The 23,865-nt window shown below is 38.1% G+C and carries 26 protein-coding genes and 1 riboswitch; of the genes, 12 read left to right on the top strand and 14 right to left on the bottom strand.

All coding sequences use genetic code 11. The annotated features are described in order from the left end of the window. Positions 1-169: 169 nt before the first annotated feature. Positions 170-1,720, top strand: a complete 1,551-nt coding sequence (amyS, locus tag AC1UFB_RS03635; RefSeq protein WP_482588550.1) for an alpha-amylase — start codon at positions 170-172, stop codon at positions 1,718-1,720. A 55-nt stretch (positions 1,721-1,775) separates the two neighbouring features. Here the strand turns inward: amyS and AC1UFB_RS03630 are convergent, their stop codons facing one another. After that, positions 1,776-2,828: an aldose epimerase family protein gene (locus tag AC1UFB_RS03630; RefSeq protein ID WP_328101590.1), complete on the bottom strand. Its 1,053-nt coding sequence runs from the start codon at positions 2,826-2,828 to the stop codon at positions 1,776-1,778. Positions 2,829-2,988: 160 nt separating this feature from the next. Here AC1UFB_RS03630 and AC1UFB_RS03625 point away from each other — a divergent pair, with 160 nt between their 5' ends. The 4 genes from AC1UFB_RS03625 to AC1UFB_RS03610 all read left to right on the top strand — a co-directional run bounded on the left by AC1UFB_RS03625 (position 2,989) and on the right by AC1UFB_RS03610 (position 7,712). Next, positions 2,989-3,585: a class I SAM-dependent DNA methyltransferase gene (locus AC1UFB_RS03625; protein WP_061785523.1), complete on the top strand. Its 597-nt coding sequence runs from the start codon at positions 2,989-2,991 to the stop codon at positions 3,583-3,585. Positions 3,586-3,695: 110 nt separating this feature from the next. Continuing rightward, positions 3,696-5,105: a sigma-54 interaction domain-containing protein gene (locus AC1UFB_RS03620; protein ID WP_482588547.1), complete on the top strand. Its 1,410-nt coding sequence runs from the start codon at positions 3,696-3,698 to the stop codon at positions 5,103-5,105. 157 nt (positions 5,106-5,262) lie between these two features. Then, positions 5,263-6,240 (top strand): agmatinase, encoded by a 978-nt coding sequence (gene speB / locus AC1UFB_RS03615; protein ID WP_061785522.1) that lies wholly within the window; start codon positions 5,263-5,265, stop codon positions 6,238-6,240. Positions 6,241-6,299: 59 nt separating this feature from the next. Then, on the top strand, positions 6,300-7,712 hold the full coding sequence (locus AC1UFB_RS03610) for a sodium:solute symporter family protein (RefSeq protein ID WP_328101556.1): 1,413 nt from the start codon (positions 6,300-6,302) through the stop codon (positions 7,710-7,712). Positions 7,713-7,926: 214 nt separating this feature from the next. Here the strand turns inward: AC1UFB_RS03610 and AC1UFB_RS03605 are convergent, their stop codons facing one another. From AC1UFB_RS03605 to AC1UFB_RS03580, 6 genes are all read right to left on the bottom strand, one after another. Next, on the bottom strand, positions 7,927-8,277 hold the full coding sequence (locus AC1UFB_RS03605; protein WP_144594325.1) for a protease inhibitor I9 family protein: 351 nt from the start codon (positions 8,275-8,277) through the stop codon (positions 7,927-7,929). A 101-nt stretch (positions 8,278-8,378) separates the two neighbouring features. Then, positions 8,379-8,687 carry a hypothetical protein gene (locus tag AC1UFB_RS03600; RefSeq protein WP_482588545.1) on the bottom strand — a complete coding sequence of 103 codons (309 nt, stop codon included), beginning with the start codon at positions 8,685-8,687 and terminating at the stop codon, positions 8,379-8,381. Between the two features lie 368 nt (positions 8,688-9,055). Continuing rightward, positions 9,056-9,538 carry a hypothetical protein gene (locus AC1UFB_RS03595; RefSeq protein WP_100346365.1) on the bottom strand — a complete coding sequence of 161 codons (483 nt, stop codon included), beginning with the start codon at positions 9,536-9,538 and terminating at the stop codon, positions 9,056-9,058. After that, on the bottom strand, positions 9,538-9,915 hold the full coding sequence (locus AC1UFB_RS03590; protein WP_100346366.1) for a hypothetical protein: 378 nt from the start codon (positions 9,913-9,915) through the stop codon (positions 9,538-9,540). Before AC1UFB_RS03590 ends, AC1UFB_RS03595 begins: the two co-directional genes overlap by 1 nt. A gap of 216 nt (positions 9,916-10,131) precedes the next feature. Further along, positions 10,132-10,644 carry a hypothetical protein gene (locus tag AC1UFB_RS03585; RefSeq protein WP_025907501.1) on the bottom strand — a complete coding sequence of 171 codons (513 nt, stop codon included), beginning with the start codon at positions 10,642-10,644 and terminating at the stop codon, positions 10,132-10,134. Between the two features lie 205 nt (positions 10,645-10,849). Beyond that, on the bottom strand, positions 10,850-11,233 hold the full coding sequence (locus tag AC1UFB_RS03580; RefSeq protein WP_025907503.1) for an OsmC family protein: 384 nt from the start codon (positions 11,231-11,233) through the stop codon (positions 10,850-10,852). A gap of 143 nt (positions 11,234-11,376) precedes the next feature. Here AC1UFB_RS03580 and AC1UFB_RS03575 point away from each other — a divergent pair, with 143 nt between their 5' ends. Both AC1UFB_RS03575 and AC1UFB_RS03570 read left to right on the top strand, forming a co-directional pair. After that, positions 11,377-12,567, top strand: a complete 1,191-nt coding sequence (locus tag AC1UFB_RS03575) for an MFS transporter (protein ID WP_482588542.1) — start codon at positions 11,377-11,379, stop codon at positions 12,565-12,567. A 119-nt stretch (positions 12,568-12,686) separates the two neighbouring features. Then, the gene (locus AC1UFB_RS03570) at positions 12,687-12,848 is read left to right on the top strand and encodes a hypothetical protein (RefSeq protein ID WP_156413469.1); all 162 of its coding nucleotides are present in this window, start codon (positions 12,687-12,689) and stop codon (positions 12,846-12,848) included. A 56-nt stretch (positions 12,849-12,904) separates the two neighbouring features. On the opposite strand, the gene AC1UFB_RS03565 is transcribed toward AC1UFB_RS03570, so the two are convergent. Continuing rightward, positions 12,905-13,840, bottom strand: a complete 936-nt coding sequence (locus AC1UFB_RS03565; RefSeq protein WP_025907505.1) for a cation diffusion facilitator family transporter — start codon at positions 13,838-13,840, stop codon at positions 12,905-12,907. A gap of 12 nt (positions 13,841-13,852) precedes the next feature. Further along, a complete protein-coding gene (locus AC1UFB_RS03560) occupies positions 13,853-14,170 on the bottom strand; it encodes an ArsR/SmtB family transcription factor (RefSeq protein ID WP_025907506.1) in 318 nt (105 codons plus the stop codon). A 326-nt stretch (positions 14,171-14,496) separates the two neighbouring features. On the opposite strand from AC1UFB_RS03560, the gene AC1UFB_RS03555 reads away from it, so the two are divergent. Next, positions 14,497-14,646, top strand: a complete 150-nt coding sequence (locus tag AC1UFB_RS03555) for a BH0509 family protein (protein ID WP_035319822.1) — start codon at positions 14,497-14,499, stop codon at positions 14,644-14,646. A gap of 208 nt (positions 14,647-14,854) precedes the next feature. Then, entirely contained in the window at positions 14,855-16,771 is a 1,917-nt protein-coding gene (locus AC1UFB_RS03550) for a heavy metal translocating P-type ATPase (protein ID WP_482588539.1), read from the top strand. Positions 16,772-16,787: 16 nt separating this feature from the next. Here AC1UFB_RS03550 and AC1UFB_RS03545 read toward each other — a convergent pair whose 3' ends face one another. From AC1UFB_RS03545 to AC1UFB_RS03530, 4 genes are all read right to left on the bottom strand, one after another. Next, a complete protein-coding gene (locus tag AC1UFB_RS03545; protein WP_328100863.1) occupies positions 16,788-16,928 on the bottom strand; it encodes a hypothetical protein in 141 nt (46 codons plus the stop codon). Between the two features lie 85 nt (positions 16,929-17,013). Continuing rightward, complete coding sequence (locus tag AC1UFB_RS03540; RefSeq protein WP_025907509.1) at positions 17,014-17,850, bottom strand: YihY/virulence factor BrkB family protein; 837 nt, start codon at positions 17,848-17,850, stop codon at positions 17,014-17,016. A 15-nt stretch (positions 17,851-17,865) separates the two neighbouring features. Beyond that, entirely contained in the window at positions 17,866-18,210 is a 345-nt protein-coding gene (locus AC1UFB_RS03535) for a hypothetical protein (protein ID WP_025907511.1), read from the bottom strand. Positions 18,211-18,233: 23 nt separating this feature from the next. After that, positions 18,234-18,707, bottom strand: coding sequence for a low molecular weight protein-tyrosine-phosphatase (locus AC1UFB_RS03530; RefSeq protein WP_061786488.1), 474 nt, complete (start codon positions 18,705-18,707; stop codon positions 18,234-18,236). Positions 18,708-18,855: 148 nt separating this feature from the next. On the opposite strand from AC1UFB_RS03530, the gene AC1UFB_RS03525 reads away from it, so the two are divergent. Then, positions 18,856-19,077: a DUF1128 domain-containing protein gene (locus AC1UFB_RS03525; RefSeq protein WP_025907514.1), complete on the top strand. Its 222-nt coding sequence runs from the start codon at positions 18,856-18,858 to the stop codon at positions 19,075-19,077. Between the two features lie 190 nt (positions 19,078-19,267). Further along, positions 19,268-19,369, top strand: a riboswitch (purine riboswitch). A 77-nt stretch (positions 19,370-19,446) separates the two neighbouring features. After that, positions 19,447-21,180, top strand: a complete 1,734-nt coding sequence (ade, locus tag AC1UFB_RS03520; protein ID WP_328100861.1) for an adenine deaminase — start codon at positions 19,447-19,449, stop codon at positions 21,178-21,180. Positions 21,181-21,449: 269 nt separating this feature from the next. Here ade and AC1UFB_RS03515 read toward each other — a convergent pair whose 3' ends face one another. Next, a complete protein-coding gene (locus tag AC1UFB_RS03515; RefSeq protein ID WP_328100860.1) occupies positions 21,450-22,157 on the bottom strand; it encodes a CAP domain-containing protein in 708 nt (235 codons plus the stop codon). A gap of 417 nt (positions 22,158-22,574) precedes the next feature. Between AC1UFB_RS03515 and AC1UFB_RS03510 the strand changes: the two genes are divergently transcribed. After that, positions 22,575-23,786 (top strand): MFS transporter, encoded by a 1,212-nt coding sequence (locus tag AC1UFB_RS03510; RefSeq protein ID WP_482588535.1) that lies wholly within the window; start codon positions 22,575-22,577, stop codon positions 23,784-23,786. Positions 23,787-23,865 lie beyond the last annotated feature (79 nt).

Genomic DNA, 23,865 nt, shown 5'->3' with positions numbered 1-23,865 from the left:
TCATTGGTAAGTGTTACCCTTATACTTCAACAGAGAGTAATTGTAATCCTTTAATTCAACTTATATAGATAACTTTCTTTCTTTTTTTTTGAAAAAAAGAAGGATTTTTTATTGTTCATCTCTAAACCCTCTTTTGGTAACGTTTACAAAAAGTGAAGGGGATGGAAATGTGAGAACAAAAAGTTCAAGAACATGGTTTAGTTTACTTCTTGCTTTATTGATTTTTGTGCCAACGGTTGCACCGAATCATAAAGCGGAAGCAGCAGCGCAAAACGGAACGATGATGCAATACTTTGAATGGTACGTGCCCAATGATGGCCAACACTGGAACCGATTGCGCAATGATGCGGCATACTTAAAAAGCATAGGTGTTTCAGCTGTTTGGACACCTCCTGCTTATAAAGGTACAAGCCAAAATGATGTTGGATATGGCGCTTATGATCTCTATGATTTAGGGGAATTCAATCAAAAAGGAACGATTCGAACAAAGTACGGAACAAAAGCAGAATTAAAATCAGCGGTTAGTACTCTCAAATCAAACGGCATTCAAGTATATGGAGATGTCGTTATGAATCATAAAGGTGGCGCTGACTATACTGAAAACGTAACAGCAGTTGAAGTAAACCCTTCTAACCGAAATCAAGAAACTTCAGATGAATATACCATCCAAGCGTGGACTGGCTTTAACTTTCCAGGTCGCGGGACTACGCACAGTCCATTTAAATGGCAGTGGTATCATTTTGATGGAACGGACTGGGATCAATCACGAAACGCCAGCCGCATTTTTAAATTCCGTGGAACAGGAAAAGCGTGGGACTCGGAAGTATCAAGTGAAAACGGCAACTATGATTATTTAATGTATGCTGACCTTGATTTTGATCACCCCGATGTTAGGAACGAAATGAAGAACTGGGGCGTATGGTACGCAAACGAAGTCGGCTTAGACGGCTTTCGCTTAGACGCAGTGAAACATATTAAGCATTCCTACTTAGGGGATTGGGTCAACCATGTTCGTACGAAAACCGGAAAAGAAATGTTTACAGTGGCAGAGTACTGGCAAAACGATGTGAATGCCATTAATAACTACCTAGCAAAGGTAAACTATAACCATTCTGTCTTTGATGCACCTCTTCACTACAATTTCCATTATGCTTCTCAGTCTGGTGGAAATTACGATATGAGAAATTTATTAAACGGAACGGTTGTTGCTGCACACCCAACAAAGGCCGTAACGTTAGTTGAAAATCACGATTCACAGCCAGGTCAGTCCCTAGAATCCGTTGTACAGCCTTGGTTTAAACCGCTAGCCTATGCGTTTATCCTAACAAGAGCAGAAGGTTACCCAAGCATATTTTACGGTGACATGTACGGTACAAAAGGAAACAGTTCATATGAGATCCCAGCTTTAAAAACAAAGATAGAGCCTCTATTAAAAGCTCGTAAAGATTACGCATACGGTACGCAGCACAATTATATGGACCACTGGGACGTAATTGGCTGGACGCGAGAAGGAGACAGCACAAAAGAAAAATCTGGTCTCGCAACGCTTGTTACAGATGGAGCTGGCGGATCAAAATGGATGTATGTTGGAAAACAAAACGCTGGTGAGGTTTGGTACGACATTACAGGTAATCGAACAGATAAGATTACGATTAATACAGATGGATGGGGGAATTTCCAAGTAAACGGTGGATCCGTATCTGTTTACGTTCAGCAATAAAAACAACAAAAATAAGCTCTGCGGTGAAGCATTATCCCGCAGAGCTTTTTAATAGTTAACTCTCAACCGTCGCAAATCGATACGTCGTATTTGCAGAGTAAACTTTGTTTTTTTCTAATACACTAGACGGAAATTCTGCATGATGAATAGCATTTGGTAAATTCTGCGTCTCTAAGCATAAACCGAGGTATTCACGACTTTTCACATCGCGAATCATGCCTGTATTTTCAAGCATATTCGCCGTATATAACACGACGCACGGCTGGTCTGTTTCTACAATAAGCTTACGCCCGCTATCATAATCAACCACCGTTATTTCTTCGTTTTGATTCTCGCTCAGTAAAAACGGATGATCGTAGCCATTGCCAACCTTCACATTTTGAGGATGCTGAGATTCTACACCCGCTCGAACCTTCTTACCTTCTCTAAGATCAAACGCAGTATCCGTTACGTTTACTTTTTCACCCGTAGGAAGCATGATATCGTTAAGCTCTAAAAAAGCATCACTCTTCATTGTTAATTCATGCTCTAAAACGTCTCTTTTGACGTTTCCACTTAAGTTAAAGTACGTATGGTTCGTCATATTCAGCAGCGTATCTTGATCTGAAATCCCTTGATATGATAATTTGAGCTCATTCTCATTCGTAAGCGTATACATTACACTGACTTTTAAATTACCTGGATACCCATTTTCACCGTCTGGGCTATCATATGTAAACGTAACGCTTACCTCATCCTGATTTTCTTTCACTTCAGCATTCCAAATGACGTGGCTAAACGCTTTGTCTCCACCATGAAGATGCTTCTCCCCTTCATTTTTTGAAAGCTCATACGTCTTATTGGCAATTTCCACTTTAGCTGGATGGATTCTTCCTGCTACCCGTCCGACAACTGCCCCAAAGTAAGCCGTGTTATGAAGGTAGCCTTCTACTGAATCATAACCTAGTACCACGTTTTCAACCTTTCCAGCTTGATCTGGCACCTGAATTTTAGTAATGATGCCTCCCAAGCTAATACACGTTACGGACATATTGTTATCGTTAGTCATCGTGTATGCCATCACTTCTTGACCGTGTAGTTCTCCAAACAAGCGTTGTGTAATGTTCATCTGTTTCCCCTCTGTTTCATTAGTATATGTAATGCGTAAGTATAATTGAAAGTATATCATTGGTTTTTATCACCTGCTAGTTTGACCAAAACAGATACATGTATTGCCCCTTATTCTTTTGCTATAATACAATCTAACGTTATAAAAGATGGAGGTAAATATGGAAAATAACCCATTTGAACAAATGGCCAAACGATATGATACCGAGGACCGAATAGAATTAGCTAAGGTTATTGTTAAAGAGGTAAAAACTCAGTTAAAAGATAGTCAATCAAAATCATTACTGGACTACGGAAGTGGAACCGGACTTGTCAGCTTAGAACTAACGGATTTAGTCGATTCCGCTTTATTAGTAGACTCCTCTGAGCAAATGCTCGATATTGCAAAAGGTAAAATTGCCTATAACGATATTCAAAATGCCAAAACGCTCTGTGCAGACTTCACAAAGAAAGTACCTACTGTTAAAGCAGATATTGTTTTAATGTCACTTGTTCTTCTTCACATTCCAGAAACTAAGCAAGTGTTGCAACAATTATTCACTCTTTTAAATGACAATGGCAAGCTCATTATTGTGGATTTTGATAAAAATTCTAAAATTAGTCATCCAAAAGTTCATAATGGCTTCTCTCACAGCGAACTAAAAGAATTGTTGCTGGAAGTTGGATTTGCATCAACGACAATTCACACTTTTCATTACGGTGAACGTATTTTCATGAACCAAGATGCTTCAATGTTTTTATCCACCAGTCTAAAGTAATAAGTTCACTTCTTTCAAAGACATTGCCATTTCCCTAAAAAGATATATAAAATAGTTTAATAAACTGAAAATTCTATATAAAAACCATTCCACAAAGGGGTATGTGAATGATGTCTGAACACTATGAAAGCTTAATGATGGAAATGGAAGCTATTTTAAATGCTTCAAATGATAATATAGTGATAGCTGATAGCGATGGAATTATTTTAAAAGCAAGTAAAAACTGTAAAGAAATCTATGGATACGACTCTAACTCTATTATCGGAAAATCTGCTTATGAACTTGAAAAACAGCAGGTATTCTCACCTTCTGTTACGCTGGCCGTTATAAAGAAAAAGAAGAAAGTTCAGCTGATGCAAAGAAACAAAGACGGTGGATTAATCATGGCAACTGGCATCCCAATCTTTAATAAAAAAGGAATCCTGTATCGAATTGTTAGCTTCTCTCATGATTTAACAGAACTTAAACGATTAAAAGAAGATTATGAACATCTTCAACAGCAACTTAAGCAATACGAAGTTGAGATTCAACAGCTCAAAGAAAAAGAAATAATTCGAAATGGCATGGTAATTAAAAGTAAGAACATGCAGCACGTTTGGGAACTTACTGAGCGAGTAGCTGCAAGTGATGCTAATGTCGTTCTTTTAGGAGAGTCCGGTGTAGGAAAAACTGTCTTTGCTCGCGCTTTGCATCAAAACAGTGAGCGAAAAGCTTGTCCTTTTATTGAAGTTAACTGCGGTGCTATTCCAAGCTCTCTATTTGAATCTGAAATGTTTGGTTATGAGAGCGGTGCTTTTACTGGTGCTAACCATAGAGGCCGTAAAGGGTTAATCGAACAAGCTGATAAAGGTACTCTCTTTTTAGATGAAGTTGGCGAACTTCCACTTGATATTCAAACTAAGTTGCTAAAAGTACTCCAGGAAAAACAAATTACACGTCTTGGAGGAGGAAAGACAAAAAAGATTGATTTTCGCTTAGTCGTAGCTACCAATCAAGACCTAAAAGCAAAAGTTAAAAACGGTACGTTCCGAGAAGATCTATTTTACCGTCTGTATGTAATTCCTATTACCATCCCACCTCTTCGAGAACGCAAAGAAGATATTTATAGCTTACTAAAAATGTTTTTAGATCGTTTTAATGGGCAGTATTATGTTCAAAAGTCATTTAATCCTAAAGCCATTGATTATTTAAGTGGTTATGACTGGCCAGGGAATGTACGGGAATTGGAAAACTTCGTTGAACGGCTCGTAGTCACTTCTCCTACTGATATCATTCATGTAAATGAAGATTTCTCGTATGGTATTCACACATCTGAAACACCTGTTCAGCATAAAAATTCGATTTACCTAAACCAAGACCTAACATTAAAAGAGGCCTTAGCTGAAGTAGAAAAGCACTTTTTACTAAAAGCTGCCAAGGAAAATAAAACTACATACGATATAGCTAAAGAGCTTGAAATGAGTCAAGCAACTGTTGTTAGACGCTTACACAAATATCAAATTAATTCAAAAATGAATTAAAATTACCGTAAAAAATTCATTTTCGAATCAAATCAACCTTATGGATTAAGCATCAAGATGCTGTTCATAAGGTTTTTTTAAGGTTTTTAAACTTGGCACAGTATTTGCAATATAAAAAAGAAAGGACAATCTATTTAATTAAAGGAGCGATTTACTGATGGCTAAGTATGAACCAAAAAACTCATTTGAATCTCCTCGCTTTTGTGGACCACGTACGTTTATGCGTTTACCTTATATTGAACAGCTTGATTATGATATGGACTTTGTCATTACGGGTATTCCGTTTGATTCAGGTCAATCATTTAGAACTGGAGCCCGCTTCGGTCCTCAAGCAGTAAGAGACTTTTCTATTTTACTTCGTCCGTATAACGTAGAACAAAACATTAATATTTTTGATTATGTCTCTGGTATCGACTACGGTGATATTAATGTCGTTCCGGGATATATTGAGGAGACATACGTAAATATCGAAGAAGCAATTACAGAGATTGTTAATAAAGATATTATTCCTATTTCAATTGGCGGTGATCACTCAGTTACGCTTGGAGAATTACGAGCAATTGTTAAAAAGCATGGTCCTGTAGCTCTTTTACAATTCGATGCTCACTCTGATACATGGGATACTTACTTTGATAAAAAATATAATCATGGTACTGTATTTCGCCGCGCTATTGAAGAAGGTCTAATAGACGTCTCCCGTTCCATGCAAATCGGAATGCGCGGCGGCTTGTATGGACCTGAAGATTTAGAAGATGCGCGTAATCTAGGGTTAGACGTGTACTCTACAAATGATTATAAAAAACACGGTGTAGAAGCCATGCTTAAAAAGATTCACACTCGTGTACAGGAAGGTCCTGTTTTCTTAACGTTTGATATTGACTTTCTTGATCCTTCATTTGCGCCAGGAACAGGAACCCCAGAGGTTTCAGGCGCCTCGATTGATGATGCATTGGCATTTGTAAGAGGGCTTGAAGGCTTATCTTTTGTAGGTTTTGATTTAGTAGAAGTACTTCCAGCCTACGATCATGGAGACATTACAGCAGCAGCTGCTGCTAACATTCTTTATGAATTTGTGACGCTTGTGGCATTAGCGAAAAAAACCAAAACAAAAAAAGAGTTTCAATCCGTAGAATAATAGAATTCTTAATTCCAAGGAGAGAGTTTCTTCTCTCCTTCTACTAAAGGAGCGAATCGATGAATACAGTTGATGGTTTGGTTATTATTATTTACTTTTTACTGTTAATCTTTGTTGGTATTTTAGGCTCTCAACGAGCAAAAACGTCTGAAGATTATATCGTAGCAGGCAGAAACCTAGGGTTTACCATGTATCTTGCATGTTTAGCAGCCGTGATTTTAGGAGGAGCATCCACAATAGGAACAGCTAGGCTTGGCTATGAATTTGGGTTATCAGGACTGTGGCTAGTTGCCATGCTTGGTTTAGGAATAGTCGTCATGGGAATCTTTTTTTCAAAGAAGATTTTTTCGTTAAAAGTGTTAACAATTAGTCAAATGTTAACAGAGCGCTATAATGCACAAACAGGTGTTATTAGCGCATTAGTAGCGGCTATTTATGCAATGATGGTATCAGTAACTCAAGTAATTGGAATGGGAACAGTGCTCCACGTTCTTCTTGGATGGAATCTCACGTTTTCAATGATAATTGGAGGAACTATTGCTCTTTCTTATACTATTCTTGGGGGCATGTGGTCCGTTACAATGACCGATATTGTTCAATTCATTATTATGACAATTGGGGTTTTTGCTATTATGTTACCAATGAGTCTTTCCAAAGCTGGCGGCTGGAGCAATTTGCAAGCAGAGCTCCCTACTTCTTATTTTGGTATTAGTAGCATTGGAGGAATGGAAATTTTTCAATACTTTCTACTATTCTGCTTAGGAATGGTGGTGGCACAGGACATTTGGCAACGGTTGTTTACTGCAAGAACATTAAAAGTAGCACGTTTAGGGACTTTAGGAGCTGGTATTTATAGTTTATTTTACGCAATTGCTATTAGCATTATTGGTATGTGTGCTTTTGTAGCCATCCCTGCTTTAAACGATCCACAAACAGCTTTTACAAGTATGGCTCTTGAAACATTACCAACAGGTATTTTAGGCATTGTACTTGCTAGCGTATTATCTGCGTTAATGTCAACTTCATCAGGAACACTACTTGCCTCTTCTACTTTAATCGTCAATGACATTATCAAGCCCCTTGTCCCATCTATGAGTGAAAAAATATTTTTAAAAGCATCTCGCTTTACTACCTTAGCTACCGGTGTTGTGACCATGATCTTTGCCGTATGGATTCAAGACGTTCTTGTCGCATTAGATGTGGCGTACGCAGTGCTATCTGGTTCATTGTTCTTTCCAATTGTATTTGGCTTCTTCTGGAGAAAGGCAACGTCCAAAGCTGCTTTCTTCTCTATTCTATTAAGCTCAGCAGTCATCTTAATCGGACTGGTTGTTCAAGGTATTACAGCCACCGAACCTATCGTTTACGGACTGATTACGAGCTTTATTTCTTTTGTTACTATTTCACTTACTAGTAAACAAACTCAAATCTCTACTAATCCTAAGCTACCAAAAAAACAGTCTGTTTCTTAAACAAAAAGATAAAATCTACCGGACAGTAGAAGGTAAGCTGATGAAAAGGCTTACCTTTTTATTTGTAGAAGTAAGATATAGCTAATTTTATGTATAGTTTTAATGGTGATTATAAAAGCTTGTTTTTGAACCGATATAAGAATGAGCTATTTTCATTGCCTTCTTTAAATCTCCCTTTTCAGAGTAGTAGTAAAAAAGCTTTCTTTCATAGTGCTCAACAAGAATAAAATAACCTATTTTTTTGATAATAGGGTAATATAGTTTCTTCAATTAGTGTATAGTAGTTCTCATTATCGTCCTTCATTTCATATATAACCATTTGAAAATTAATACCTTGACCTGTAATTCCTTCATCATGAAGCTTATCTACTCCAATTTGTGGAATGCTGTCAATCATTTTAGGAGTAGCTTTCTCCCCTTTTGACTTAGGAAGTTCAAGTTGAATTTGAACATTGCTCCAAATTCTTTTTACTTCTCCAGAATTCAATAATTCTTCAACTGCCGTTCCAGGAAGGCTCATTGCTACACCATTAAAGGCATTTTTATACTCATGCTTCACGTTAATCTTACTTGGATCGTATACCGCCTTTTTTTCTTAGTTTTTAATTGATCTATATACGTTTTGAATTCTTTATGTGACTGTTCAACTCTTTGTTTTGCAGTACCTCAAGAGATTTTCTTTTGATTAAGCATTTGTTTTTTCACTTCTACTTTTGCTGGATCTTGCTTAAACTCAACGATAATCTCAACGTTTTCTGGGGTTGTAGTATTAATATCGGGTGAAATAATAAAGCCAGGTCCAATTTCAAGTTGTTGTAAAGCTTCTCTTTGTTCTTTTGATAAATTATTTAGTACTTGTTCCGCTTCACTCATCGTGATACTTGGCTCTTGTGCTAAAGCAGCGTAAGGTGTAGAGGTAGAAATTATCACACCAGCTACTAAAGCACATTTTAGCAAATGTTTTTTTGCTTTCATTTGAATCCCCCTTATATGAAAAATATAGTTTATAAATCGAATCTATATTTATCGTAACGGGATTAAGGAGAAGAAGTAAATTGGCGTAATAAAACGGGAAGAAAGAACCTATTGATGGCAAATAATAACCTTAAAGTTATGAAAATATATGCTAAGAACTCTCACAAAGAGAGTTGTATGTTACATAATATGTTTTGATATCTAGTAAAAAACCCCAATTGCTTCTTTTAGTACAAAGAAGGTATAATTTATATAGAAGTTACTTCCACACCACTACAATAGCCTACTATTGTGAGTGAAACAGCCAAGCCCTTCAATCAACCATAACAAGAAAACTCTCTTAAGTTTTACTTAAGAGAGTTTTCTTGTTACCCTTTAAAAATCACAGCAATCATTTCATCTTCCGTCATGCCGCTATCAACTTCAAACGTGCCTGGACGAAGTTTGTTTTCCACGCCTTGACCTTCTACCTTCTTGTAGAACTCAAAGCCGCTTTTTACGATTTTAGCTTTTTCAAGAACCTCACCAACATCAACTGCCGTCATACCAGATGACACGTTGATAATTGTGCGATAAACCGGCTCTTCTTCTTTTGGTTGCTCTTCTTTTTCTTCTTTCGGTTCTTTTTGAGCTTCCTGTGCTGCTTCTGCTTTCGCATCAGCTAACTGCTTGTCCAGTTCGTCTTGGGTTTGAACTATAAAACCTTTGTCTTCTAACTGCGTTTGCATCTCTTCTTGTGATAGCTCTTTAGAAGCTGGCTTTGAAGATGGCTCAAGCAAGTATACAATGCCCGTTGCGGTTGCTGCAACAAGTAAACCCATAGCAAAGCTGCGTAGCGTATTCGGTGTCATTATGCCATCATGCTCCCTTCATCTTTCTTCTTCGTGTAAGGAGCCAGCATTTGTTCCACTTCTTGTTGCGTATAGCCTTTCATTCGTCCTGCAATGCTTTCAAACGAATAACCGCGCTTATGCATGTCAATCATATTGCGAAGATCTTTACGCTCAGGTGATTCTAGACCTAATACACCTGATTTTTCTGCTGTAATGGCTGCATCGATTTCAAGAGTGCGGATGCGATCATTCAATTCATTCATTTCTTGTCCAATTGTTAACGTCAGCTGTTCTAACTGCTGGTCTGTATGAGTTTGTGATTGTTTTGTCTTTCTGAAAGATAAAATAAGCAATAAAATAGCTATGCCTAATAAAATAACTATAAGTAATCCCATGGTAAATCCTCCCTTATCTATACATCGATTATCTCATTCATACTGAATTATACATTGATAAAGTTGGTATTTCGAATCAAAGCCCTAAAACCAACCGATAGTCCTATCAGTATCTCAAGAAACCTTTAGCAATCAAATCTATCTTACTTGTCTTTTCCTTTTCTTTCAATCTTCCATTAGTTCTATATACCTATCATATATGAGTTGGTGCGTATCTTATTGATGTTCATGATACGTATCATACAAGCCTTTATAGTCATCTTTTAACTTAGCGACGTTAGTAGTATCATTGGAAATAACATCAATAACATCGGTACTTACATATAACAAATAGTCATTCGAATAAAATGAGATATACGCTGGTCTTCTTCCTTTTCTGATACTTAAACAATAATTATAAACATCGATAGAACTTAGTTTTTTGATAGAAGCATAGACAACTGCATTATTTTCATCTTCCGCTACTACGTGTTCTTGCCAATTATTCAGCTGCAGAATTCGACCAACTTTGGACTTAGCTGATTGGCGCTTTCCATTGAAAATATATTGCGAAATAAAAATAGCATTGATGTCTTTTCTCTCCTGAAAGACTTCGTTAATGATGCTTTTAAAATCAGCCAGCGATATTTCATAAAGATCAAACCGAATTCTATTGTTCTGATGAACTTGGAAAAAAGGTATCCCTTTCGTACAGTCAAAATCAATCGTAAAATCTTTTAATTTAACCAAATGATATCAAACTCCTCTTCTTTTTAGGTCCCAGTCCTAGGTTTCCAAACGTGTTACCTCACAATATATAGAAATATATTCCAAACATCTTTTTTATTATAGATGGATTTTAGTCAAAATTGAACCTTTATTTTACATGAAACAGCACAAGAATAATTACGGAAACAAAAAAACCCCTCTCAAATTCAATCTGAGAGGGGCAAGCTTATGCGACTAATTCAAATGATTCCGTTACCTCAATGCTGTTAATAACAGATTGAAGCATTGAGCAATTCTTTCTAGCAAGCTCAATTGACTTTTCGATTTTATCGTGCGGAAGGTTTTCCCCGCTAATTTTGTAGTGTAAATGGATGCTTTCAATGCGATTTGCTTCTTTTTCGTTGCGCGTCACGTCTGCTGAAATGTGAATATCTTTAACCGCAATGCGCTTCTTTTCTAATATTTTGCGAAGAACGCCACCGCTACAAACCGCAATGGATGAAACCATTAATTGAAAAGGACGAAAGCCGTATTCATCATCTCCTGCCACCTGCAAATTTCCAAACGGTAAATCTGTTGAGAAACCAACTTCCTGCATTTTAAATTCCATTTTAAAATACCTCCTAGGGTTTTACTTCGTTATATCACGAAATGGAATAACACTCAAATAATTAAGTTCGCTTATTGTCATTTTCAGATAGGTTCTATAGGATTATACGTGGAGAAAAAACATCTTAAAACGAGGTCACTTATATGAACAAAACGTTGCGAACACGATTTTGGATTTTGGTTAGTCTAGTAGCGATTTCTGGCTTTAGTCAAGGTATGCTTCTACCCCTCATTGCCATTATCTTTGAAAAAGATGGGGTATCATCGACTTTAAACGGATTAAACGCCGCTGGACTGTACATTGGTATTTTATTAGCCTCTCCATTTATGGAGTCACTCTTACGAAAGCATGGCTACAAACCTATCATTATGTGGGGAGGAGCTTTAGTCATTTTATCCCTCTTTTTGTTTCCGCTTTGGAAATCCGTTACGTTTTGGTTCTTGCTTCGTCTCGCGATTGGAATTGGGGATCACGCTCTTCACTTTGCAACGCAAACGTGGATTACAGCCTTTTCACCTGTAGATAAGCGCGGACGCAACATCTCACTGTACGGCCTTTCTTTTGGTATTGGCTTTGCAGTCGGTCCTTTAATGGCCAATTTAGTTAACGTGAGTGAAACGTTACCATTTATTTTTTCAGCTTTCATTTGCTTAGTCACATGGGTATTTTTATTTTTATTAAAAAATGAGATTCCAACGGGTGACGAAGAAGTAAGCACAATGTCTTTTACTGCAACAATGAAGCGCTTTTCCAAAGCCATCAAATACGGCTGGATTGCTTTTTTACCACCACTCGGCTATGGGTTTCTAGAGTCTTCGCTAAATGGTATCTTTCCTATTTATGGATTACGAATTGGCCTAAACGTAGAATTTATTTCACTCCTGCTGACTTCTTTTGCAGTCGGTGGCATTATATTTCAGCTTCCCCTTGGTATGCTGAGTGATAAACATGGACGAAAGTTCGTTCTTCACTGGATTTTGTTTTTAGGCTCTGGAGCGTTTTTACTGGCAACGCTACTAGAATCAACAACGATTCCACTGTTAGCTTGCTTGTTTATCGGAGGTATGCTTCTTGGCTCTACGTTTAGCTTAGGAATTAGCTATATGACGGATCTCATGCCAAGCTCGCTGCTACCAACAGGTAACTTGCTATGTGGAATTGCCTTTAGCGTTGGAAGCTTAGCGGGACCGTACCTAGGTGGAACCTTTATCGGATTGTTTGAAGGATTAAGCTTTTTTGTCATTATTAGTTCTGTATTGTTTTTAATTTTCCTATGTATCTTTTTATTTAGTACATCGGTGCAGACGTATAAAGAGACTACTTTGTCAAAGTGAATAGAAAAGGAGGCTGGGACATAAGTAATTCAGCTAATGATAAACCTGAACGATTGAGAGTTTCTCACTTTTAATCGTTCAGGTTTTTTGTTGATTGTGAAAACAATGTTGGAAACAGGGTGGAATGGAGCGTAGGACACTCGACTCCTGCGGGAAAGAGAGGGAAAACGGAGATCCCGCAGCGCAGCGAGGAAGCTCAGGTTCCTCCCCGCGGAAAGCGAGTGGCCGTAGCGCAATGGAACGAACGTGTTCAGACAAACCAAAAAGATTGGAACAGCTAGTGTTCGTCTCTTAGAAGCAATCATTTTGTTATGTCCCAAACTCTTTCTATTCTCCTCTATACCTTCAGCTCACCATGCTCCAGTCCCGACTTCTCAACTTGAATCGTCGAATGCTCAATGCCACACTGCTCGTTCACTAAGTTCAGCGCTTTTTGTAAAATAGCCTGGCAGTCCTGGTCGTCACTTACTTGTAAATGACAGCTAAAAGAATGAAGTCCCGATGTAATCGTCCATACATGAATATCGTGAACACCTTTTACGCCATCAATTTCTTTAAGTAGTTCCTTGATTTTATTTATATCTACGTGTGCAGGAGAACCTTCCATTAGGATATGAAAGCTATGAGTTAATACTCCCCACGCACTTTTTAGAATTAGGAGTGCAACCACAACGGAAATAATAGGATCGGCAATATACCAATTAAACAAAAGCATGAGCAGCCCGGCAACTAATGCTCCCACAGAGCCTAAAGCATCCCCTAACACGTGTAGGTATGCACTTCGCAAATTAACGTTATCCTTTACGTCCCCTTGTCGTAGCAGCGACCACGCACTAAGCAGGTTAGCACCTAAACCAATGGCTGCAATAATCATCATTGTACCGCTCGCAACCGTTTGTGGATTTAATACTCGTTCATATGCTTCATAAATAATAAAACCTGCGATAACAAAGAGAGTTACTCCGTTAAACAAGGCAGCTAATACTTCGAAGCGATAATACCCGTACGTTTTTTCAGATGAAGCTGCACGGTTTGCAAACCAAATGGCTACAAGACTCAGTGCTAATGAACTTGTATCCGAAAGCATATGACCACTGTCTGATAGAAGAGCCAAGCTATTTGTGACAAGTCCTCCAATGAATTCTAAAATCATGATACCCGCTGTAATACATAAAGCAATAAGCAATCCTTTTTGGTTGCCTTCACGCTGCATATCAAAGTGTTGATGACCATGGTGATCATGGCCGTGATGGTGATGATGGTGGTGACTCATTCAATCTCCTCCCTATTCTTCATGCACGCATTCAATATGCTGAATCACTTGATTTAAAATACCTACAACATGTTCGTCTGCATATGTGTAAAAGTATGTATTTCCTTCTCTTCTGTATTTCACTAATCGTAAATTTCGCAAATAGCTTAGCTGGTGGGATACAGCAGATTGTGAAATATTTAATACTTCTGTCATATGGCCAACGGAACATTCTTCTTGAAATAGTAAATATAAAATTTTCATTCGTGTCGGATCAGAAATAGCTTTTAGCATGCGAGATGCTTCGTCGACTGTTCTGTCTGATAAAAAGTGATGGTCTTCTCTCTTCATTAAAGATTCCCCTTCCACAACATATGACATTATATGAGCATATGCTCATATACATGATTGTAAATTCAATAAAAATATTTGTCAACTGTTACTATTTCCAGAAATACTGTTTTCATTACTACGGAGTCGCACGCTCCTTCGCTTCATTATTTTTATATTTAATCGTTTAAAACTAGATACAGCGTCTGCAATTTCTAGGCTAAATCAACAATTTTAAAAAAATAAGCCTAATTTCAAAAAAAAGCTACACAAAATTCAGAAAACTGTTATATAATACAATTAATAATAATAATCTGTATTAAAACAGAATGAGAGGAGAAATAACAATGAGCAGACAAGAGCGCAAGAATATGATTATGTTTATTGAAACAATTAAGGGGTTTGATCGTGAGACGTTAATGTACATGACGGATGCTGATATTGAGCATGTTTATTCATCCGCATACCGACTATATGAAGAACACTTAGACATGTGAGCGCATATACTCTTTTTAGGTTATAAGCGCCATTTTCACTATTCCTTCTGTAGCTATTCCATGTTATACTTTTGTTACTAATATATTCAAAAAAACTTTATAACAATTGTAAGACGTGCTGCTATCGCTGAGATGGCAGCTTTTGTGCTTTTTTAGGGGTAATGATTGTGATTATTCTTCTCAACTACTACATTATAGGAGGCTTTTTATGGAACAAACATTAGCAAAAAAACAAGAGAACCAATCGACTTCTTCATTTCTTGCTGGCATGCAGACACACGGTGAATTGATTGCTGCTCTTGCAAGCGGCGTGCTTATTTTAGTTGCTTGGCTTTTATCAAAACAAGATGCTTCGACCTTATCTATTACGTTATTCATTCTGGCTTATGTTATTGGAGGATTTGCCAAAGCTAAAGAAGGTATTGAGGAAACGATTGAAAATAAAGAACTAAACGTGGAAATGCTGATGATTATTGCAGCCATTGGTGCAGCTGTGATTGGCTACTGGACAGAAGGTGCCATGCTTATCTTTATCTTTGCACTAAGCGGAGCGCTTGAAACATACACCATGAATAAAAGTAGCCGTGAAATTAGTGCTTTAATGGATTTACAGCCTCAAGAAGCAACGCGCTTAAACGGAGATCATGAAGAAGTCGTAGCCATCTCTGAACTACAAGTGAACGATACGTTGCTTGTGAAGCCTGGTGAACGTGTACCGGTAGATGGCATTGTCTTATCAGGTGAAACAACGATTGATCAAGCAGCTATCACGGGTGAATCCGTTCCTGTTTTAAAAGCGGCTGATGAAGAAGTGTTTGCTGGTACAGTAAATTTAAAAGGGGCTATCGTCATTAAAATGACAAAGCCAAGTACGGAAACACTGTTTCAAAAGATTATTCAGCTTGTACAAAGTGCTCAAAGCGAAAAATCACCTTCTCAGCTATTCATTGAACGCTTTGAAGGAACCTATGTAAAAGTGGTTCTCTCTGTTGTTGCCATCATGCTGTTCCTTCCTCACTATGTTCTTGGGTGGAGCTGGACTGAAACGTTTTACAGAGCAATGATTTTACTTGTTGTTGCCTCTCCTTGCGCACTTGTAGCGTCCATTACGCCAGCTTCGCTTTCAGCTATTTCGAACGGAGCTCGTAAAGGAATCTTATTTAAAGGAGGCGTCCATTTAGAGCGATTAAACCATTTAAACGCAGTGGCGTTTGATAAAACGGGGACGCTTACGAAAGGAAAGCCTGAGGTAACAGATGTACTCGTTCGTGACGGCGTTTCTGAAGATGAGTTTTTAATTAAAATTGCTTCCATTGAGCGTCAGTCAAACCATCCGCTTGCTCAGTCAATTGTGCAGTTCGCAAAAGACAAAAGGAATCTTCAGCTACTTCAACCTGAATCTCTTGAAGATGTTCCAGGCTTTGGTGTTATTGGAACGGTCCAAGGTAAGCAATGGAAGATTGGAAAAGCAGATTTCATTGGCAAAGATGATGCCACTTCGTTTAAAAACGGAGCTGCGGTAGATCTTGCTTCTGAGGGGAAAACCGTTGTTTATGCAAGAGATGAACACGGGGTTATTGGAATCTTAGCATTAAAAGACGTTGTACGAACAGAAGCAGTAGAAGCCATTAAAGTACTGAAATCACTTGGCATTCACACCGTCATGATTACAGGAGATAGTAAAAAAACAGCGGAAGCAATCGCAAAAGAATGCATGGTAGATGAATATATTTCCGAATGCTTGCCTGAAGCAAAAGTTGACAAAGTAAAAGAATTAAAAGAGAGATATTCGACTGTAGCGATGGTTGGAGACGGAATTAACGACGCACCAGCTCTTGCTACTTCTAATGTTGGAATTGCGATGGGAGAAGGGACAGACGTCGCGTTAGAAACAGCTGACGTTGTACTAATGAAAAACAATTTATCAAGAATTGCCGATGCTGTTAAATTATCTAAGAGAATGAACAGCATTGTTAAGCAAAACGTCATCTTCTCAATCAGCGTTATTTTCTTATTAATTTCGTCAAACTTCCTTCAAGTTCTTGATATGCCTTTTGGTGTTATTGGGCATGAAGGAAGCACAATTCTTGTTATCCTAAACGGACTGCGCTTATTAAAGTCTTAACACAAAAAGAGGCCCTTCACCAGGCCTCTTTTTTTATAAAAGCATATTCCTTAATGGTAGCCGTTTTGCCCATTTTGGCTATTACTTGTCTTATGCTTTGGATGGCTTTTTTGTTTTGTTTCGTGTTGCTTCCGTCTTTTTTCGTATGTTTTGTCATGGTAAATCCCCCTTTCATTTCACCATTAGTATGCCTGCTTCCTACTCTTCGTTTCATACCAATATATGCAAATAGAGTGGTCGCCTTATGCTTTGATTGCTTTTTTTCGCTCATAAAAAATGGCGTTAATTTCTCCACCAATGACAATAATCATTCCTGACAAATACAGCCAGATCAACAATACAATAATGCCGCCTAAGCTCCCGTACGTTGCCGTATAGTTTCCAAAATTATTAACGTAATATGAGAAAATAAACGACACAACCGTCCAACCAATTGTTGCAAAAGCAGCTCCTTGTACAACGTTTTTTAAAGTCAAGCGCTTGTTAGGAGCAAAATAGTATAAACCCATAAAGACAATAAACAGGATAATACCGCTAATAATCCATCTAGAAGCAGCCCATAATGATAAAAAGGTTTCAGATAATCCGAAGGTTGAGAACAGATAAAAGCCGACCATATGACCAAACACAGGTAATAACAGCGCCACAATAATCACGAAAATCATCGCAAACGTTAGTAATACAGCCATGCCTCTTGCCACTAGAAAAGGACGATTCTCTTGCACATGGTAAGCACGGTTAAATGCTCGCACAATGGCATTAATTCCGTTAGATGCTGACCACATTGTCGCGATGATCCCAAACGATAACAACTTTCCGTTATGAGAGCCAATAATATTATCTAGATTATTTTCAATCATACTCATTGCTTGATCTGGCGCAAAGCTTTCAACAAGCTCCAATAAATCAGGTGCTTGAACGGGCAAAAAACCAATGAGCGTAATGAGAAAGATTAGAAACGGAAAAAGCGACAAAAGCAAATAGTATGCTAGCTCCGCTGACAGGCTTGGCAGTTCATCGTTATGAATGCGAGCTGCTAATTCTTTTATAAAAGCTACAATCTTTGTTGTGTCGGCCATATGCTCACCTCTCAATTATTTCTGTTCATCTTGGCCATACTTATGTGAGAAAGTCTCCTTTGTTGTTTTTACTACGTCTAATACCTGGGGAGTTGTTTTCTTAAGCTGTTCCACCTGTGTCGTTAAAAACGAAACGTCATCGGATACTTGTTCAATTGTTTCACGCACAGCAGCATATTTTTCTTGAAGATTTTGCTTTACCTCATCTGGATGTTTAATCATATGTACCGTCTTATTTTTAACAGCTTTACTGTTTTCAATAACCGTTCTACGCGTATTTTTATCAAGCATTGAAATTGCAGCACCAGCTATTGCTCCAATAATAATCCCTTCAAGAAGTTTACTTTTTCCTTGACTCATACTCCCACTCTCCTCTTGTTTAGTTAGCTTAATTTCTGCTCTTTTATGATTTCTTCTACTAACTGCTTACATCCTGCTGTAACCAGGCCGTATACCTCATCAAAATCCCCCGTATAATAAGGGTCAGGAACATTTTCAACGGACAAATGTGGAACATAATCTAACAGACGCTCAATGCGTACATCACGATGATGTCCAGCCATACGTCTTAAGTTCCCCACGTTTTCAGCGTCCATGCCAATAATATAATCAAATTGATTAAGATCTTCTTCAATAACTTGGCGCGCTGTTAAACCTGTAACGTCAATTTGATTGTCCGTTAAAATACGAAGCGTTCCTTCATGAGGTGGCTTGCCCTCATGCCAGTTTCCTGTTCCGGCTGAATCAACCTCAATTTGCTGTTCGAGCCCTTTGTCTTTTACGAACTTTCGAAAGATTGCTTCTGCCATTGGAGAGCGACAGATGTTGCCAAGACATACAAATAGTACTTTAACCATAGTTTCGACTCCTTTCTCTTATTACAAACATTATATACAAGCCTTTTCATTTAAGAAAACCCTGTTTTTGGTCAAAGAGTTTGACAACACAGTGTTCTTCTTATCAAAACATGTTACAATGAGAAAAAAGCTCGGAAGGATGAACATAGTGGATTTATCAGTAAAGTCTCCAGAAAACATTACGTTTATGATTGATCAAATTAGCGAAAAGCTTCGCATGTTAAACATCGGTGCAATTAAAGGCGATGCTTTTGATGAAGAAATGTACGAGGATTTAAAATATTTATATGAAATGGTTATGCGTAAAGACTCATTCAGTCCAAGTGAAATGCAAGCAATTGCAGAAGAATTAGGGGCGTTACGCAAGTAAGCTTAAGCTTCACAAACGCCGTCAATGCCTGCTCTGTACATTGGCGGCTTTTTCTTACCCACATCACTTCTTCCAACTTCACGACATTCGTTTATTTTTCTTTAAAACATTATACGAGTAGAATATTCGCAAAAGTCTTTCTTTTCCAATAGTAATTGACGACTTCTCAAAATACAGATACAATGTATCGCAATACCTATAAGCATACACTCGTATAATCTTGGAAATAGGGTCCAAGAGTTTCTACCAAACTACCGTAAATAGTTGGACTACGAGAGTTGAACATTTTTATACCTCTATATTACTTCCGAGCGGTGTTCTACTCTTTTTAGTCCTTCATTGTTTCACAATGAGAGGAGATAAACCATTATGTCAAACCATTCACTTAAAAAGCAAATTGCTGTTGCAAATAAACAAATTCCAGCTGACTTAGTCATAAAAAACGGACGTATTATCGATGTGTTTACATTAAGTATTCTTGAAGCAGACATCGCTATTGCAGACGGAATGATTGTTGGCCTTGGCCACTATGATGGCAAAGAAACAATTGATGCGACTGGTAAATATGTTTCACCCACTTTCATTGATGGCCACGTTCATATTGAGTCATCAATGGTCACACCGAAAGAGTTTGCAAAGCTTCTCGTACCGAGAGGCGTTACCACTGTCGTAACTGACCCTCATGAAATTGCCAACGTTTCAGGCGAAAAAGGCATTGAATTTATGCTCCAAAACTCTGAAAACCTTCCGCTTGAAGTACTTATTAACTTGCCATCAAGCATTCCAGCTACTCCGTTTGAAAGCTCTGGAGCTGTCTTAAAAGCAGAGGACTTACGACCTTTTTTCAATCATGAACGCGTGATTGGTTTAGCGGAAGTTATGGACTTTCCTGCTGTCCGTGATGCGAACGATGATATGCTTGCTAAACTTCAGGCAGCCAAAGATCATCAAGGCGTAATCGATGGCCATGGAGCCGGATTGGATGCAACAGGGATTAATATTTATCGAACAGCTCACATTTCAACGGATCACGAATGCGTAACAGCTGATGAAGCACTCGAGCGCGTTCAGCGTGGCATGCACGTCCTTATCCGTGAAGGCTCTGTTGCCAAAGATTTGAAGCAGTTGCTGCCGGCTGTTAATGAGCGCAACGTTCGACGATTCTTATTCTGTACAGACGATAAGCATCTAGATGATTTGCTAGCCGAAGGATCTGTTGACCACAACGTTCGCCTTGCAGTGAACGAAGGTTTGGACCCACTTATGGCAATCCAAATGGCATCATTAAACGCAGCTGAGTGCTACGGTTTAGCGCAACAAGGTGCTGTTGCTCCTGGATACAAAGCAAACATCATGCTATTTGATGAACTAGAAAATATTTATGCGTCAACGGTTATTACAAATGGAGAAGTAGTGGCCAAAAGCGGCCAGCTTGTCGTTGAACCGGCTAATGAAACAAACGAGCCTAAAGACTTGATGCACTCGGTAAATTTGAAATCTATTTCCATTGAACAGCTGCAAATTAACATGAAGAACAATAAAGCAAATATTATTGAAATCATTCCAAACCAGCTTATTACCAACCACATAGTGGAAGAAGTAGTAGTTGAAAACGGAACGTTCACGATTGATACAGAGAGAGATCATTTAAAATTAGTCGTGGCCGAGCGCCACCACCAAACGGGCAATATCGGCCTTGGGATTGTCAAAGGGTTTCAATTAAAAGACGGAGCCATCGCAACAACGATTGCTCACGACTCTCACAATGTTGTAGCTGTTGGTACAAATGACCGGGATTTATTGATGGCCATTAAAAAAATGGAAAAAACCCAAGGTGGAATTGTACTCGTAAAGGATGAACAAGTGCTTGCTTCTCTTCCACTTTCAATTGGAGGCCTCATGTCCCCTCTATCTTACGAACAAGTAAACAAAGAGCTTCACGTTCTACATGAAGCGTTAAAAGGATTAGATATTAGCGATGCCTTCAATCCATTGCTTACTTTATCTTTTTTAAGCTTACCCGTTATCCCATGCTTAAAATTAACGGATAAAGGACTTTTTGACTTTATGAGCTTTAAACATATTGATATAGAAGCGAATTAATTCACAAAAAAGCTCACTCTCGTAATGAGAGTGAGTTTTTTATTTATACGTACGCGTAGACGTTGTTGAACGATTCTTGCGGTTTTTATAGTACTGGTAGCCTTCTTTCATTAAAATAGGGAATACAGCTACTATGATTTTTTTTAAAATTCTTCTCATGCGCATCGCACCCTTTCCTTGTCTTATGACATTAATTTACCCGACTTTCTTTAATAAAAAACATAAAAAAGCAAGCAGATTTTCTTCTGCTTGCTTTCTTGTGTCATGAATTATTTTGAAATAAACATTTGTGTCCAGTAAGTTGAATCTCCTTCAACAAAACCCACACCGATGTGAGTGAAATCAGGGTTCATGATGTTTTTACGGTGGCCATCACTGTTCATCCAGCCTTCCATTACTTCTTCAGGTGTTTTTTGACCTTTTGCAATGTTTTCACCTGCAGATGAATATTCAATGCCAAATTGCTTCATCATATCAAATGGTGAACCGTACGTTGGTGAAGTGTGGTCAAAGTAACCTTTATCCATCATATCTTTTGATTTTTCACGAGCTACGTCACTTAGTTCTGTGTCAAGCTCAAGTGGTTTTAAACCTTCTTTCGCTCGCTCTTCGTTTACTAATGTAACTACTTGTTGTTCAAACTCGCTTACGTTTTTTGCTTCAGCTTTTGAATCTTTAGATTCTGCTGGTTTTGCTTCAGCTTGCTGAGCTGGCTGTGCTGCTTCTTTAGCTGGTGCTGCTTCAGCTTTTGGCTGTGCTTCTTTCTTAGCTGGTGCTGCCGCCTCAGCTTTTTGTAGTTGAGCATTGTATTTCTTTACTAACTCATCGACATTTATATTTTGTGCTGCTTGAGCATCTTTAATAGTAATTTGCTTTGGTGTGTTGCAGTCAGGTGCAGCTGCGTTAGCTTGTCCTGCTGTTAATAAGCCGATTGAAACGGCACCTGCGATTGTAGCAATACGGAACTTCTTATTCATGTTGTAAATTCCTCCTTGAAAGATATCTGTATTTGTAGACAGCTACGCTACAGAATGAATCTGCTAATCTCGCGTTGCATATTCATTGTTACATGGATTCATAGATTCAATCAACCGCTTTTCCGTTACCAAAATTAACTAGAGTTTTTTGTAATTTTTTTAATATATCGCTAGCCCTTGGTATTCCTCACTTTTCCCCTCTCTTTTTCCATTCTATTAAAATCACTAGTAATATAACTGTAAATATAGCGTTATAAACGTTACAAGAAAAGAATGAGAATAATAGGAATGAGACCATTTTATATCCTTTTTTACCATTCAAGAAGATGTTTTGTGATATGATTCAGTGTGTAGATTCATTTAGAAACACGAAGTACTTTGTCGACATACTTACTAAAATGATCGGGGAACGATATTATGTGGAAAAATCGCAATGTATGGATTTTGCTGTTGGGTGAGCTAATCGCTGGATTAGGTCTATGGATGGGGATTATCGGCAATCTAGAGTTTATGCAGGCTAAAATCCCTTCTGATTTTATGAAATCAATTATCTTAGCCATTGGAATTGTCATTGGGGTTGCCCTCGGCCCTCTTGCTGGAAAGCTTACTGACCAATTACATAAAAAGAAAGTAATGCTAGCAGCCGGATTGCTTCGAACAATCAGCGTCTTATTTATGCTGCTTGCATTAGCAACTGATTCACTTGGCTGGATGATTGTTTTCCTTATTTTAATTCAAATTTCTGCTGCATTCTATTTTCCTGCTCTGCAGGCTACCCTTCCCCTTGTTGTAGATGAAAAAGAATTACTTCAGCTAAACGGCGTATACATGAATGTTTCTACGCTGTCTAGAATTTTAGGTACAGCATTGGGCGGTGCTCTTTTAATGATCATGCCTTTACATACGCTTTACCTCTTTTCATTCGCTGCTTATCTCGCTTTATTTTTATTAACGATGCTATTAAAAGTTGACGATGACAGCGTGTCGAAGGTTGGGGAACATGTAAAAGAAAAGCGGGATTTTAGCACGTTATTCCCAATGATTAAGCAGGAGCCTATTGTTTCAATTACGCTTATCATGCTGTTGATTCCTTTATTATTTATTGGTGGCTTTAACTTAATTGTCATTAACATTAGTGAGCTTCAAGACAGCGCAGCTATTAAAGGTTGGATCTATACAGCTGAAGGAATTGCATTTATGCTCGGTGCGTTTACTGTTAAACAACTCACGAAATATATAAGCCAAGTGCAAATCTTATTTGTTTTTTCATTATTTGTAGGGGTTTCACAACTCATGCTCTACATGGCTACAAATTCTCTTATTACTATCATCGTATTCACAATTTTCGGCTTTGCTATCGGCTGTTTTTTCCCTGTTGCAGCAACGATTTTTCAAACAACCGTACCAAAAGACTTTCACGGTCGCTTCTTTTCGTTCCGTAATATGCTTGAACGTATCGTCTTTCAAGTTGTGCTTCTAACAACGGGCTTCTTGCTAGATAGCATTGGTTTTCAATTAATGACGGTTGCTTTTGGAATGGTCTCTGTTGGTCTTACCACCCTCTTTTACATTTGGTATCGCCAAACTCGTCAACGAGTCACTTTAAACAAGAAAAAAGCGCTCAGCTGAGCGCTTTTTATTCAGATTGACGAGAAACCTGTAAGGTTCTCGTCAATCTGAGGCTCTTTTCATTTTTTATAGTGAAACA

It is taken from the genome of Priestia sp. KCTC 13724, from assembly GCF_056820425.1.
This window is presented reverse-complemented; position numbering and strand designations above follow the sequence as displayed.